General features: G+C 48.1%; 11 protein-coding genes. 2 read left to right on the top strand and 9 right to left on the bottom strand.

Annotated features, from left to right (window positions below):
- Positions 1 to 234 (top strand): zinc ribbon domain-containing protein (locus H525_RS26365; protein ID WP_081413378.1); only part of this gene is annotated, 234 nt, incomplete at its 5' end.
- Between the two features lie 123 nt (positions 235 to 357).
- On the opposite strand, the gene H525_RS23850 is transcribed toward H525_RS26365, so the two are convergent.
- Complete coding sequence (locus tag H525_RS23850; protein ID WP_051330998.1) at positions 358 to 1557, bottom strand: PP2C family protein-serine/threonine phosphatase; 1200 nt, start codon at positions 1555 to 1557, stop codon at positions 358 to 360.
- A gap of 157 nt (positions 1558 to 1714) precedes the next feature.
- Here H525_RS23850 and H525_RS0112305 point away from each other — a divergent pair, with 157 nt between their 5' ends.
- Positions 1715 to 2899 carry an MFS transporter gene (locus tag H525_RS0112305; RefSeq protein ID WP_027416471.1) on the top strand — a complete coding sequence of 395 codons (1185 nt, stop codon included), beginning with the start codon at positions 1715 to 1717 and terminating at the stop codon, positions 2897 to 2899.
- 110 nt (positions 2900 to 3009) lie between these two features.
- Here the strand turns inward: H525_RS0112305 and H525_RS0112300 are convergent, their stop codons facing one another.
- The 8 genes from H525_RS0112300 to H525_RS0112265 form a co-directional block, all read right to left on the bottom strand.
- On the bottom strand, positions 3010 to 3549 hold the full coding sequence (locus H525_RS0112300) for a hypothetical protein (RefSeq protein ID WP_027416470.1): 540 nt from the start codon (positions 3547 to 3549) through the stop codon (positions 3010 to 3012).
- A 379-nt stretch (positions 3550 to 3928) separates the two neighbouring features.
- Entirely contained in the window at positions 3929 to 4714 is a 786-nt protein-coding gene (locus H525_RS0112295; protein ID WP_027416469.1) for a 3-hydroxybutyrate dehydrogenase, read from the bottom strand.
- Positions 4715 to 4748: 34 nt separating this feature from the next.
- The gene (locus tag H525_RS0112290; protein WP_027416468.1) at positions 4749 to 5402 is read right to left on the bottom strand and encodes a CoA transferase subunit B; all 654 of its coding nucleotides are present in this window, start codon (positions 5400 to 5402) and stop codon (positions 4749 to 4751) included.
- Positions 5403 to 5421: 19 nt separating this feature from the next.
- Positions 5422 to 6111: a CoA transferase subunit A gene (locus H525_RS0112285; protein WP_027416467.1), complete on the bottom strand. Its 690-nt coding sequence runs from the start codon at positions 6109 to 6111 to the stop codon at positions 5422 to 5424.
- A 69-nt stretch (positions 6112 to 6180) separates the two neighbouring features.
- Positions 6181 to 7575: a GntP family permease gene (locus tag H525_RS0112280; protein ID WP_027416466.1), complete on the bottom strand. Its 1395-nt coding sequence runs from the start codon at positions 7573 to 7575 to the stop codon at positions 6181 to 6183.
- Positions 7576 to 7873: 298 nt separating this feature from the next.
- Complete coding sequence (locus tag H525_RS0112275) at positions 7874 to 9322, bottom strand: sigma-54 interaction domain-containing protein (RefSeq protein WP_081413376.1); 1449 nt, start codon at positions 9320 to 9322, stop codon at positions 7874 to 7876.
- A 15-nt stretch (positions 9323 to 9337) separates the two neighbouring features.
- The gene (locus tag H525_RS0112270; protein ID WP_027416464.1) at positions 9338 to 12502 is read right to left on the bottom strand and encodes an ATP-binding protein; all 3165 of its coding nucleotides are present in this window, start codon (positions 12500 to 12502) and stop codon (positions 9338 to 9340) included.
- Positions 12492 to 13766 carry a metallophosphoesterase family protein gene (locus H525_RS0112265; protein ID WP_027416463.1) on the bottom strand — a complete coding sequence of 425 codons (1275 nt, stop codon included), beginning with the start codon at positions 13764 to 13766 and terminating at the stop codon, positions 12492 to 12494. The genes H525_RS0112270 and H525_RS0112265 overlap by 11 nt, the downstream gene beginning before the upstream one ends.
- Positions 13767 to 13949: the final 183 nt, after the last annotated feature.

Genomic DNA, 13949 nt, shown 5'->3' with positions numbered 1-13949 from the left:
CAATTCAGAACGATGCTTGAATACAAAGCAAAGTGGTATGGACGTACTGTCGTTGCCGTAGGTAAAACCTTTGCTTCCTCTCAGCTCTGTTCGTGTTGTGGATACCAAAACAAAGAGGTTAAAGATCTTAACTTGCGACAATGGAAGTGTCCTTCTTGTCATAGTGAATGGGACAGGGATGTAAACGCAAGTTTGAATATTCTTGCCGAAGGCAAAAGACTACTATCTGCATAATCGCAGTAACCGCAGGAACTGCGGGGATAGCTTGGTGGTACATCATGTACTAATTCTGCTCAGTAGAGCGGACTACCCAAGAATCTCGTGGCTTTAGCCATGAGAGGTTCAAAGGAGATCACCTCAAGGATAGATGGTAGCCGAAATCAGGCAAATATCGTCCGATGTATCGGATTGTTGATTAAATTCTGCAACGACCCGTTCAATAAGCGCTCCATTATCGGCATGCCTGTGGTCCCTCAGAAAAGCGATTAGTTTTGCAATCGTTTCATCGGTGGATTTCCCTTCTTTTTCAACGAGTCCGTCCGTGTACAGAATCAGGCGCAACGGCTCCACCGCATCCATCCCGCGATACGTGAATCTGCCTTTTTTTATATTAATGGACGAAAGCAGGCCGAGCGGGATCGTCCCCTCTACCAGCTTTTCTGCCCTCCCGCCTGCTGTCAGAATAATCCCCGGCGGATGTCCGGCATTCACGTATTCGATTTCTTTCTTTTTCAGGTCGATAACAGCGTAAAGCGCCGTAAAATAGTTAGGAATGATTTGTGCTTCTTCGCGGTATAAATTGCGCATATGCCGGTTTAACTCCCTGGCCACCTTTATCGGGTCGATAAGGCGGGTAATCAGGCCGTGCAGCAGGGAACAAATCGACATACTTATCAGGGAAGCACCAATTCCGTGACCAACAACATCCAACAGAAGAATACCATATCGATTCTCATCAATTTCGTACCAGCCATACATGTCCCCCGCCAGCTGCTCGGAAGGAATATACGCCGCGTCAATCATAATCCGTTCCCTGTGGATGGGCGGAGTCAGCACACTTTGTTGTATGCGCTTGGCAAACGTTATCTCGTTCTGTAGCTGCTGTTCGGCTCGTTTTCGCCTTGTTACATCCTGCTGCAATCCGACGAAGTAAAGAATTTCGCCTGCCTCATCGAAAACCGGTGTAATCGAGAGTTCGTTCCAAAAGGGAGTGCCATCTTTTCGATAGTTAAGCAGTTCAACAGAAATAGGTTTATGGCTTTGAATCGCGGCTTCGATTTCTTTGATTGTCTGCTTATCCGTCCCCTCCCCCTGCAGAAAACGGCAGTTGCGGTGCAGAACCTCATCCAGGGAGTATCCAGTTAACGTCACAAACCCCTGATTCGCATAAATAACCGGATTATCCGGGAGGCGGGGATTGGAGATGGTGACACCCGTCGCTGTATCTGAGATCGCAGCCACCAGCTCTGAATTCTTTTCCAGCGCCTTGATTAACTCCTCATGTATGTATGCGGCCTGCAGTGCCGAGTTTTGTATCTTTTCGTTTTTTTCAGCCACCCCACCTTCTCCTCTCGCAACCTGTACTTACCCTATTATATTTTACAAGAAAACCGCGTGAAAATGAATGTAAAAAAACTCCCCGGCACCATCATAAGCACATTTGCCCTGATACGAATACAGTGTAATAGCAAGAACATGAGAGGGTGAAAATAAAATGAAAAAAGGACATGATGGCGCGCTCAAGCTTCTCGGTTTATCGGGAATCGGACTGTTGTTTGACTCCATGGATTTAAGCATTCTGTCTTTCGTGCTCGCCGCCCTGAAAGGAGAATGGGGATTAACACCGGTGCAGCAGGGGCTTGTCGGCACGATCAACTTTATCGGAATGGCGCTCGGTGCCGCCATTGCAGGGCTCTGGGCGGATAGGTACGGACGGAAGAATTTATTCGTGGTCACGCTGCTCATCTATAGTATAGCAACAGGATTAAATGCACTAGTTACCACACTTGGAATGTTTTTTGTTCTAAGGTTTTTTGTAGGGTTCGGCCTTGGGGGTGAGCTGCCGGTTGTCACTACCTACGTATTAGAAGCTTCACCACAAAAAGAACGAGCAAAATGGGTCGTGTGGCTGGAGAGTTTCTACGCGGTTGGAGCGCTTGTAGCTGCAGTTATTTCTTATTTTATTATCCCTCATTTCGGCTGGCGCATCGGCCTTTGTATAGGAGCCGTCCCTGCTCTGTACGCACTCTATCTGCGCCGCGCTTTACCGGAAACACCTGTTTTTCGTATAGAAAATCAACCGACTATTGGAAAAAAGATCAAACAGATCTGGTCACGTGACTATCGCCGCACGTCATTCGTGCTATGGTTGCTGTGGTTTACTTCTGTTTTCTCATACTATGGCATGTTTTTATGGATACCCTCCATTTTGGTACTAAAAGGATTCACGTTAATTAAGAGTTTTCAATATGTTCTCTTTATGACCGTCATTCAAATTCCAGGGTATTTTGCTGCCGCGCATCTGGTAGAAAACTGGGGGAAGAAGAAGACGCTCGTTACGTTTACCGCGTGCTCGGCCGTCTTCTCTCTGCTCTTTGGATTTTCCAACAGCGTGGCTATGCTGCTTTTAACAGGGGCCTTCCTTTCCTTCTTCAACCTTGGCGCATGGGGAGCAACATACGCCTATACGGCCGAGCAATATCCGAGCGAGTTTCGGGCAACCGGAACCGGATGGGCAGCAGGATTCGGGCGAATTGCCGGGATTATTGCCCCATATCTGGTGGGTATGCTTATTGGAATGCACGTTGGTTTTACGTCGATTTTTACCATGTTCTTCTTTGTCACGTCGATTGCCGCTATCGTGGTCGCCTGGCTTGGAAAAGAACCTCAATCGGCGTAGTCAGCGAAAAAACGTCTAAGAAAACAATAGGAAATAATGTCCTCTTCACTCTGGTAAATGCCTTAGTTCGGAAATTAACCGGGCTAAGGTTTTTTACGATTCAGTAGTCCTTACCCCTTTCTACGTATCTTTTTAAAAAGTGCTGTTCCATCTTCAATAACTACATTCAAAGTGAATAAGCATAAAGATATGATAAAAGCCGTAAAAAAACCTTGAATTTTTACGCCGGGCATTAAAACCATGATGAGATAAATAAAGCAAGCATCAATAAGGATAGTAGCAAATTGCAGAAAACGACTGGACCCTGGGCCAAAGATGTATTGTCCTACCCCATAGATAACAGGATGCAAAACAAACTCACATAGGAGAAGCGCTATCAAAATCCACACGCTTGTAGTAAGGATACTTCCTTCCCCTGCAAAGTGTAGAAAGTTGGGGAAAAGGGAACTGGTTCCTTTTACCACTGAATAATAAATGGCTGTTCCAGCCAAGATTGGGAAAAATATAAGTAATGAAAGAAGAGGGACAAGCCAAAGTTTTACAAGTAATCTCGGACGTTCTTCCTGCTCTTCATCCTTATTTATAATCAAATTAACAAGCCACATGATCGCAAAAAACACAATAATAAGGGATATCCAGAAGGTATTCATGTAAACAATCCTTTTGTTTTATTTTTAGTATTCAAAAGAATAAAGAAAGGCCAAAGAAGTTTGACCTTTCAATATAGAGTTTGAGTTTTATAACCATGGTCAGAATATTAGAGACCTGCAATCAATACTATCGTTTTTGCAATTTCAGCTGCAACGTCTGGCGGTACGCCCATTTTTACTAACCCATAAATGATAGGAGCTTCCTGCCAATTATTAAGCTGTTCCAAAAAATCGGCGATTTTAGTCGAATACTTGGCTACATATTTTTAGAAGAAAGATTATCTACGTTAACACTTTAACGAACTTAAACTTTCCTTAACGACAAAAAACGGATGCACTCGCCAAATACACAGGTGAACACATCCGTTTTTTCTATTCGTTACTGGGCGGTATAGCCTCCATCAATAACAAGCGCCTGGCCGGTTATGCTCGCGGCTTTATCGCTGGCAATAAACAGCGCATAATCGGCAATTTCCTGTACCGTCAGCAAACGTTTCTGCGGTACGAGCGGATATATCACCTCTTCGAGCACTTTTTCGAGCGGTACATTTCTCGTTTTCGCCAAATCGCCGAGCTGATTTTGGACAAGCGGCGTATCCACATAGCCCGGGCACAGCGCATTCACGGTGATGCCGTAGCCCGCCCCCTCTAGTGCTGCCACCTTCGTTAGGCCGATGACCCCATGCTTTGCGGAGTTATACGCGGCTTTTCCCGCAAAGCCGACCAGCCCGTTAATGGATGCCATATTGATAATCCGCCCGAATTTCTGCTTCTTCATCAATGGAAAAACATGTTTAATTGCGATAAACGGGGCCGTCAGCATCACTTTCACAAGCTGTTCGAACTTTTCCGTTGGAAACTCTTCGAGCGGAGAAACAAACTGCAGCCCGGCATTATTAATGACCACATCCAGGCGGCCAAATTTGTCGACAGTTTGATCCAGCGCAGCTGTCAGCTCCGCTTCTTGAGCGACATCACAGCCGAGCCCAATCGTTTCGTGCCCCTCGGACAGGAGAGCGGCCGCGGCCTCTTCCGCCGCTTGCTTATGCAAATCACTTAAGGCAACGCTGGCCCCTTCCTTGGCAAATTCGCGGGCAATTTCCAGCCCGATGCCGCTCGCAGCTCCTGTAATAAAAACGACTTTCTCTTTTACGAGGTTACCCATTATACAACCCCTCCTACCTTACGCCATGCTCTCTTTATTCATTTTCCACTAACGCTGGAGAAATAATCAATTCAGGCTCGGTGCAATTCCTGATATCGTCAATCGTATAACCCGGTACGACTTCAACCAGGAGAAGCCCTTTATCTGTTACATCGATTACGGCGCGATCCGTAATGATTCGGTTTACCACCCCTTTACCTGTGAGCGGCAGGGTGCATTCTCTGAGAATCTTCGGCTCGCCGTGCTTGTTGCAGTGCTCCATAATCACAATGATCCGTTTGGCTCCATGCACAAGGTCCATCGCTCCGCCCATGCCTTTGACCATTTTGCCCGGAATCATCCAGTTCGCCAGATCCCCGCTCGCCGAAACTTCCATGCCTCCGAGAATGGCAAGATCGATGTGTCCGCCGCGAATCATCCCAAACGATTCCGCACTGCTGAAGATGCTGGCGCCAGGGATCATCGTAATGGTTTCCTTTCCGGCATTGATGCACTCCGGATCCACCTCATTCTCCGTCGGATAAGGCCCGATGCCGAGCAGACCGTTCTCAGACTGGAGAACAACATGCTTGTCGGCAGGAATATAGTTTGCGACCAGGGTTGGAATTCCAATCCCTAAATTTACATAGAAACCATTTTCGATTTCCTGCGCTGCGCGCTTAGCAATCTGTTCGCGTGTTAATGCCATGTTTTTTTCCTCCTTTCCGTTATCCCCGGACCGTTTTGCGTTCCACACGTTTTTCGTAGTTATCACACTGGATAATTCGCTGCACATAAATGCTTGGCGTATGAATGGAATCCGGATCCAGCTCACCGGGCTGCACGATCTCCTCCACTTCCGCAATGGTTACTTTACCCGCGGCAGCCATCATAGGATTAAAGTTTCGCGCTGTCCTGTAGTAAATAAGATTGCCTAAAGTATCGCCCTTCCAGGCTTTTATCAGGGCGAAATCGGCCACCAAGCCCGTTTCCAGCAAGTATTCTTTGCCGTTAAACACACGGGTTTCACGCCCCTCGGCGAGCGGAGTTCCCACGCCGGCGGGTGTGTAAAAAGCCGGTATGCCCGCCCCGCCCGCACGAATTCGCTCTGCAAGCGTCCCCTGGGGAACAAGCTCGACTTCCAGTTCACCGGAGAGGAACTGGCGCTCAAACTCCTTATTCTCACCAACATAAGACGATATCATTTTTTTAATTTGCTTATTCTGGAGCAAGAGACCAAGCCCCCAGTCATCCACTCCACAGTTGTTGGAGATGATCGTCAGGTTTTTTACCCCTTTTTCCCGCAATCCTAAAATCAGTTTTTCCGGGATACCGACAAGTCCAAATCCACCCACCATAAGGGTTGCCCCGTCCTCTATTCCCTCAAGGACATCCGTAATTGTTGAATAGACACTCATTCATTTCACTCCTCACCCTGTTTTTATAAGGACTATTAACCTACTGTAACCGCTTGCAAAAACGATGGATTAAACGATGCCGAATACATAGTACAATGCAATAATGAAAAATACAGCGAGCGTTTTAATCACAGTCATCGCAAAAATATCGAGATACGATTGCTTATGTGTAAGCCCGGTGACCGCAAGAAGAGTGATAACCGCTCCGTTATGCGGCAATGTATCCATCCCTCCCGAAGCCATAGCTGCGACACGATGCAGCACCTGGGGATCGATTCCTACTTTCTCTGCCTGTTCCATATACTTCTGGCCCATCGCCGCCAGCGCAATGCTCATTCCTCCGGAAGCCGAACCCGTGATACCAGCCAGCGTCGTGGTCGTTACGGCTTCGTTAACGAGCGGGTTCGTAATCGCGTGGGACATCACGCCATTCACCACTTTAAAACCGGGTAATAAAGCAATCACTCCGCCAAATCCGTATTCGGAGGCCGTATTCAATGTGGCGAGCAGGGCGCCGCCAATAGACATATTGATTCCTTTTGTGAAATTTTGTTTGATACTTCTAAACGCAAACAGGAAAACGGTTAGAATGCCGAGCAGCAGCGCACATTCAACAGCCCATACGGCGGCTTCTTTCGAAATATCGACGGCTGCTATCTTTTTAATTCCGATGGCCTCGAAATTAAACGTTTTATCATAAGCTTTAGGAATCAAGCCGGTAAAAATTTTATTGAAAACGCCTACAACAATCAGCGGCAGAATGGAAATAAACGCGTTCGGAAGACGCTCTGTTTCGACGAGATCCGGTTCATTTATGTGTCCGGTGCCGTATCCTTCTCCAGCTGCAAACGCTTTCTTTCTCCGGTATTCTAAATAGATAAGACCGATGATGAGGACAAAAAGCCCCCCAAGAAAGCCAAGCCATGGTGCCGCCCACGTATCTGTTTTAAAAAATGTGGTTGGAATAATATTTTGAATCTGAGGTGTTCCGGGAAATGCGTCCATCGTAAACGTAAAAGCACCGAGCGCAATGGCCCCTGGAATCAGTCTTTTAGGGATATCCGCCGCTTTAAACAGTTCCGCCGCAAACGGATACACAGCGAACGCGACAACGAACAGGGAGACACCGCCATACGTAAGGATAGCTCCCACCAGTACGATAGCAAGGATCGCCCGGCTGGGACCGATGACTCGAATAACCGCGTTGGTGATCGATTTGGCAAAACCCGACATCTCTATTACTTTACCAAAAATTGCGCCTAATAAAAACACCGGAAAGTAGGATTTTACGAATCCGACCATCTTATCCATAAACACGCCTGAGAAAAAAGGAAGCACGTGAGACGGATTGGTTAGCAGTACGGCAAACAGCGCGGCAATCGGAGCAAATAAAATCACGCTAAACCCGCGGTACGCGACAAACATGAGAAAAAACAAAGCCAGTAAAATAATGACGACTTCCATTCAGTCGAACCCCCTTAACGAAAAGTTTTTTTGGCTCCCTCATTAACCTTTCAAGCAATTTGCATGCCAAATAGGTCAGTTAATTTCACGATTTTCTAACAAATAGCATGAAATCAACCGATTGAACGGTACTATTTATGCTTGTTCTGTAAGATAAACGTCTGCGGAAAGCCAAAATAACAGGGGGAGTTTCCAAACAATCGGAAAATTTTCCGAAAATCCGGATATTTGACAAAAGTCCGTTATTGATAAAATGCGTTGCTATTTATTTTGGAGGCAGCGCCCCCGGTGAGCTCCTTTAGTCTTGTTCAGAAATCTCGTAACGGGCAATTTTTTCGTAGAGTGTCGATTTGCTGATGCCCAACCGTCTGGCAGCAGCAAGCTTGTTTCCTCTCTCTTCTTTGAGCGCGCGCCGAATCATTTCCTCCTCCACCTGTTCCACGGCATATTTCAGGGTCAATTGATGTTTGTACCGGTGTTCGAATGGTTCGCTGTCCACCCTGCTTTCCGTAATGCTGTGAGGAAGGTCGTGTTTGCGAATCATGCTCCCGTTTTTAACGTATAGCGCCCGCTCAAGAACATTCCGCAGTTCACGAATGTTGCCGGGCCACGAATACGCAACGAGCAGTTCTTCCGCTTCTCTATCAATCCCTTCCACCGGTATCCCGGTTTCCTTCTCAAGTTTTTTAAGAAAATAGGAGATAAGGAGCGGAATATCCGCTACCCTTTCTCTGAGAGGCGGAATTTCAAGCATCACCACATTCAGGCGGTAGTATAGATCATGCCGGAATTTCCCCTCGTCCACGAGTGTCTTCAAATCTTTATTCGTTGCCGCGATGATCCGCACATCGACTGGTTCCGGTGTTTCCGATCCAATTGGTTCGATTTCTTTTTCTTGCAGCACCCTAAGCAGCTTGGCCTGCATCATGAGAGGCATTTCACTAATTTCATCAAGAAACAGCGTACCATTATGGGCCGAAGCGAACTTCCCCTTTTTGCCGGACTTTTTCGCGCCGGTAAACGCCCCTTCCTTATAGCCAAACAGTTCCGATTCAAATAACGATTCCGGAATGGCTGAACAATTTACTTTAATCAACGGCCCAAAGCTCCGGCTGCTGTCGCGGTGGATCGCATGAGCAAATAATTCTTTGCCGGTCCCGCTCTCCCCTTTTAATAGGATGGTCGTATCATTTTTGGCAACCCGACGGGCAAGTGTTTTCACATGTTCTAACTCCTTGCTGTTGCCGAGGATGGTATCAAACGAATACTTGGCGTGAAGGCGTTTATTTAACTCTCCTTTATAATATTCAAGTTCTTTTTTTAATTTTTCAAAACGCGCCGTCAATTCAAATAAATCATCGACTTCTTTAAATATCACCGTTCCCACTACCGCAACAACTTTGCCTTGATTGAATACAGGAATCCGGTTGGCAATCATCGTATGTCCGTTAATTTTCTGCATCTGCGCGATTTCCGGCACACCCGTCCGCCCAACAATATGCATACGTGTATTTTCAATGACTTCCGTTACATGCTTTCCAACCAATCCATCTATCGTTGTGCCTAAAAAATTGGCATACAATTCGTTGGCCATCAATACATATCCAGCTTCATCAACAATCACGACCCCGTTATACGCGTGATCGAGTGCAGCCTGGAGCATATCCTTTTCTTTTTCTATGATTTTTAACCGATTGGCAAGCGTTTGTAGGAATCGATGAACCCAGCCGCCGCGATGAATGATCATGGTCTTCCCCCTTTTCTATACCTCTGGTTCCCCCATACGAATGACCGTATGCTTTCCCGGGAAGGCCGCTGTGACGTGTGGATGGCAGGTAAACAGCAGAATCTGGTGGGTCTCGGCGACCACTTCCAGCGTTTCTATTGTAGTGCGCAGGCGGGGCAAATCAAAGTTTACGAAAATATCATCCATGATGATGGGAAGGGAGCACTTTCGCGCATATTCACCTGCCAGGGCAAAGCGGACGGAAAGGTAAAGCTGTTCTTTTGTTCCTCTGCTTAAATACCCCGGTTCAATTCTTTCCCCGTCATGACGTTCCACGAGCAGTCTGCGTTCTCCAAACGGAGCCATAACAGTTTTGTATGTACCTTCCGTGATATGTTCAAAATAACGGGAAGCGCTGCGGAGAACGCCTGGCTGCCGTTCCCGTTCATAGCGTTCACGCGCCTGCTTCAGCAAATGGCGGGTGATCGCGTGAACCCCCCAGACGCGGGCATGATCACGAAGTTCGGTCAGCAGTTCTTCATAGTCTTGCAGGCGCTCCGCAAGTGACCCTTCCTTTTCAAGTGATATCAACTGCTGACGCAGGCGGCCCACTTGATCCCGCCACTCATTGATTTTTTCCTGCCGCTGCCTGATTGTTCCGGCAAGCTGTGCAAGCCGTTCATTCGCCTCTGCGTCATTTATCCGGAAAACATCCTGTTCCAGCTGTTTTTTTCGTTCCTCCGTCCCTGCCAGGAGAAGGAGCGACGTATCCATACGCCTGATTTCTTCCTTAATGGCACGGCGGCGGTCAAACTGGGCGCTCCGCAAGCGAAACGTCTCTTCTTCACCGGCTCCCCCTTTGTTCAATAGATGCTCCATTTCTTCACAGAAAGCCAACCGGTGGGCTTCAGCCGAACGAATATCTTCCAGAATCCGGGTGATTTCCCCCTCCAGCTGTGCGGAGCGGGCCGTATCCATTAAGGATTGTTCAAGCCTTTTTTTCAGTTCACGAAGCTTCCTCACCACATCCGACGATGGCGGATGTGGTGTTTGGATACTGCTGCATATTCCGATAATTTCCTTTTCAAAACTCTCCATTTCTTGCTCATGCAACGTTCGGGCCGCTAATAGCGAGCGAATCTGCTGTAAGGTGTCCCGCCCCGATTCAACCAGCCGAAACATATCAAGCACACCTTCTGCCGATAAAGAAGTCGCTAGCCCCCGTTCCTCCAGCCATTTCATCCAGGCCGCATGCTCTGCTGCCAACTCCCGATTTTTTTCATTCGCCAGCTGCGTTACTTCTTCCAACTGCTGCTGAATGATGTGAGCGTTTTTTTCTTTATCCTTTCTTTTTTCCATCAGCTGCCGGGAGCTGTCGAATTGCTTATACTCCGCAGCGATTTCAAGTTCCAGCCGGAGGAGCATGTCGGGCGATATTTGACCACCACCCGGCAAACCCAGTATCCGGGCATGTTCCCCCGCCTGCCCACGGAGCTCTTCCTCCTCATGTTTATAAGTATCCATCATCGTTTTAAGCTGGTTTATTTTCGTTTGGATGCGCGCCCGCTCATCCCTTACCCGCTGTGTATGCCGGTTGGAAGACCCGGCTTTTTGCTGCATAGAGAACCATATCCCGACTGCCAGCAAAACGATAAAGACTGCGGCCATCCCGGCCGGAGGATTCAAGTACCATACGATAGCGGAAAGAACTAGCCCGACAAGGAAAAAAACAACGATCAGCCAGCGGGGTGATTCACTGTTTTTCTCGCTTTGCATCGCGTCCATGGCGTCCGCTTGAGCGAGGAGATCGTTGATCCGCTCTTTCGTATGCTCCTGTTTGTTGGCAATAAGCTGCATCCTGGCAGAAAGTTCTCGCACTTCCCGTAAAGCAGCCTCTCTCCGGGTTAATTTTTGCCATTTCTGTTCAAGCGAAGCCGGAAGTTCGGCGGGGAGTGCCTCAAGTTCCGTAAATTGGTTATCGAAGTCGCGCTTAAGGTGCTCCATTTCCTGGCTGAGTGCATTGACCCTCATCTCTAACGTACGGAGGCGGTCACGGAACGCTCGCACCTCTTCACGGCGGGGGATCGACAGGTCAAACCGCAAGATCTTCTCCTCTGTCCATTCACTGCCAAGCTGCTCCAGTCTTTTCGTCAACTCCTCTCGCAACTGTGCAAGACGGACGCTGTTTTCGGCCAAAGCCTGCCGGCGGTCCAGATAAGTGCCCGCCTGTTCGATAAGACGATTAATCTGTGTTTGATAGGCAAGCACGTTCTCCTGACTGGATAACGAGTCCTTTTCATCCAGCAGCCTTTGTTTTTTCTCCTGCAGCGTACGACTCGTTAGTTCGACCTCCCGCAACTGGGCCTGAAGCGCCTCCAGTCGGGAAATCCCGTTCGCCGGAAAGGTGTCAATCTCAGGTAAATCTTCCAGTTCAAGCTGAAGCGCCCTCACCCTTCCCGCCTCTTCTCTTGCCTTTTGTACGAGTTCCAGCCATGAGATTTGCTGCCGCAAATCGTCCAGCTCTGTTTCTTCCGTGCGAATTCGTTCGGTAAACTGTTCGCACTGACGGCTCATCTGATTATAACCCTGGGCCAGATTTTTCAGGCGGGCAATCTCGCTTTCCGTTTCTTTTATCCGGCGCAGCAGCGCATTGATAATCGGCGTCTGTCCATTTTTTTTAAATAAACCATTCATCCTATCATCAAGCTTCTTCTCGGCCTGAATAACGGACGCGCCCATCCCGGCGCTGTAAATATATCCGCTGACTTCATCGCTGTCCATAAATTCGAGCTGTTGAATTTCTGTTAGGCTAAAGGCAAATATGTTTCGAAACAACATCGGGGAAATGCCGCCGAGCATCTCTTGTAAATACAATTCCCCTTCCTGTCTCCCGTCCGGTAAATAAACGGTAACTCGCCCCTTGCCCGAACCTGCCCGTTCAATGACATATTCCTGCCCCGACTCGTCAACAAGCGTGAGGGAGCCGCCGTGCTGGCCACCGTTAACAGGTTCATATCGATCATATACCGTATGTTTGGCACGACCGGCAAATCCGAACAGGATGGCGCGTATAAATGACATTAGCGTGGTTTTCCCCGCCTCATTCCGTCCTTCGAATACAGTAATGCCCGGAGAAAGTTCGGGAATCGTATAATCACGCAGCGTGCCGAACCCTTTTACATATAGTGATTTAATTTTCATCCGTATCCCCCTTTGTCACGGCCAGCAAGTCAATCGCCAGGTCCTCTGCTTCTTTTATCCAATCCTTTACTTCACTGTCCGTAAGCGTCATATGCTTTTTTACCTGATAATGTTCCAGGAGGCCGGTTAGTGCACCGGAATAAAGCTGCTGCCATTTCTCATCATCATCCCCTATTGCCCGGGCCATGCGTAAATAGTCACCAAGCAAATCATCCTCCTGCACTAATCTCTCCCGGTCAATGGGCATGGACGTCTGCCGGATAACGGAATCGACAAAAACAAAGTCGCTTCTTTGCTCTTCCCCTTGATTTACAATTTCCCTCAGTTCTGCAAGACGGTCATTGTTTTTAAGAAAGGTGTGAAGGGACGTCTGTCCTGTCAGCAGGAGGCGAACCAGTACAGGTTTTCCTCCTGCTGCCTCCCGTATTGTTTGTTTGTGTAGCTCCAGCCGGTCCATCAGTTCCTGTTCGCTTTCACATCCGCCCGCATCGAGTGAAGTCTCCTGCCAGCGGACGGCCTCCAGCGAGCGAAACGTGAGGTCTGTTTGCTTACCGGTTACGCGAACGACATAACAGCCGCGCTCCCCCGTTTCGCGAACGCTGCGTCCCTGGATATTTCCCGGGTATACAATCGATGGGGATGCTTCATGGAGAACGGCTCGTGTATGGACATGGCCCAGCGCCCAGTAATCGAAACCGCTCGACACCAGATCCTGCTTCGCGCATGGCGCGTAATTGGCATGCCCTTCATTTCCGTCGACATTGGTATGTAAAAGTCCAATCGCATAGAGCTCATCCGCCCGTTTAAAGCGTGAGGCGTAATTGTCTTCGATACGGGCACTCGGATAACTAATGCCGTAAATACGTGCCGCCTCCATCCCATCCTTGCAAAAAACGGCGGAAGCCACTTCACCGGCTGGAAAGAAAACAACATGTTCCGGCCAGTTCAACCTCGCCTGCTGCCCATCATCCGGGTCGTGATTTCCGTGAACGACATAAACAAAAATACCATGGGTCGCCAAGCGTTCCATGCCTGCTTTAAAATACAACTGGGCGCGCAGGCTGCGGTCAGCTGCGTCATAAACATCCCCTGCAATAACTAGAAAGTCCGCTTTTTCGTTAATACATAACTCTATTAAATGGTCAAACGCCATAAACGTAGATTCCCGAACCGTTTTCCTAATCGGATCAGGCAGCCGGTGCATTCCGACAAACGGCGTATCCAAATGCAAATCCGCAGCGTGGACAAAGGTAAATGAACTCATTAGCGGCAATCCTTTCTCATCCGTATAGAGGGAAGTTTTCCCTTTTCTCTTTCTCTATCATTATATCAGGTAACAAAGAAGGATTTTTCTGCTTGATGTAAAAATTATGGAGTAATCCCGTTTAGAAAGAGGCCACCCTATGAATCTAATAAAGAAAACTTGGCTATCGCCAAGCCAAAGGCC

It is taken from the genome of Aneurinibacillus terranovensis DSM 18919, assembly GCF_000430625.1.
Lineage (GTDB): Bacteria > Bacillota > Bacilli > Aneurinibacillales > Aneurinibacillaceae > Aneurinibacillus_B > Aneurinibacillus_B terranovensis.
Note: the sequence above shows the minus strand (reverse complement) of the source record. Positions and strands in the feature narration are given on the sequence as shown.

What these genes read in the sequence shown, in the direction of transcription:
- H525_RS0112280 (WP_027416466.1), bottom strand. Translation starts at nt 7,575, where the DNA reads ATGGAAGTCGTCATTATTTTACTGGCTTTGTTTTTTCTCATGTTTGTC.
- H525_RS0112295 (WP_027416469.1), bottom strand. Translation starts at nt 4,714, where the DNA reads ATGGGTAACCTCGTAAAAGAGAAAGTCGTTTTTATTACAGGAGCTGCG.
- H525_RS0112285 (WP_027416467.1), bottom strand. Translation starts at nt 6,111, where the DNA reads ATGAGTGTCTATTCAACAATTACGGATGTCCTTGAGGGAATAGAGGAC.
- H525_RS0112275 (WP_081413376.1), bottom strand. Translation starts at nt 9,322, where the DNA reads ATGATCATTCATCGCGGCGGCTGGGTTCATCGATTCCTACAAACGCTT.
- H525_RS0112270 (WP_027416464.1), bottom strand. Translation starts at nt 12,502, where the DNA reads ATGAAAATTAAATCACTATATGTAAAAGGGTTCGGCACGCTGCGTGAT.
- H525_RS0112265 (WP_027416463.1), bottom strand. Translation starts at nt 13,766, where the DNA reads ATGAGTTCATTTACCTTTGTCCACGCTGCGGATTTGCATTTGGATACG.
- H525_RS0112290 (WP_027416468.1), bottom strand. Translation starts at nt 5,402, where the DNA reads ATGGCATTAACACGCGAACAGATTGCTAAGCGCGCAGCGCAGGAAATC.
- H525_RS0112305 (WP_027416471.1), top strand. Translation starts at nt 1,715, where the DNA reads ATGAAAAAAGGACATGATGGCGCGCTCAAGCTTCTCGGTTTATCGGGA.
- H525_RS0112300 (WP_027416470.1), bottom strand. Translation starts at nt 3,549, where the DNA reads ATGAATACCTTCTGGATATCCCTTATTATTGTGTTTTTTGCGATCATG.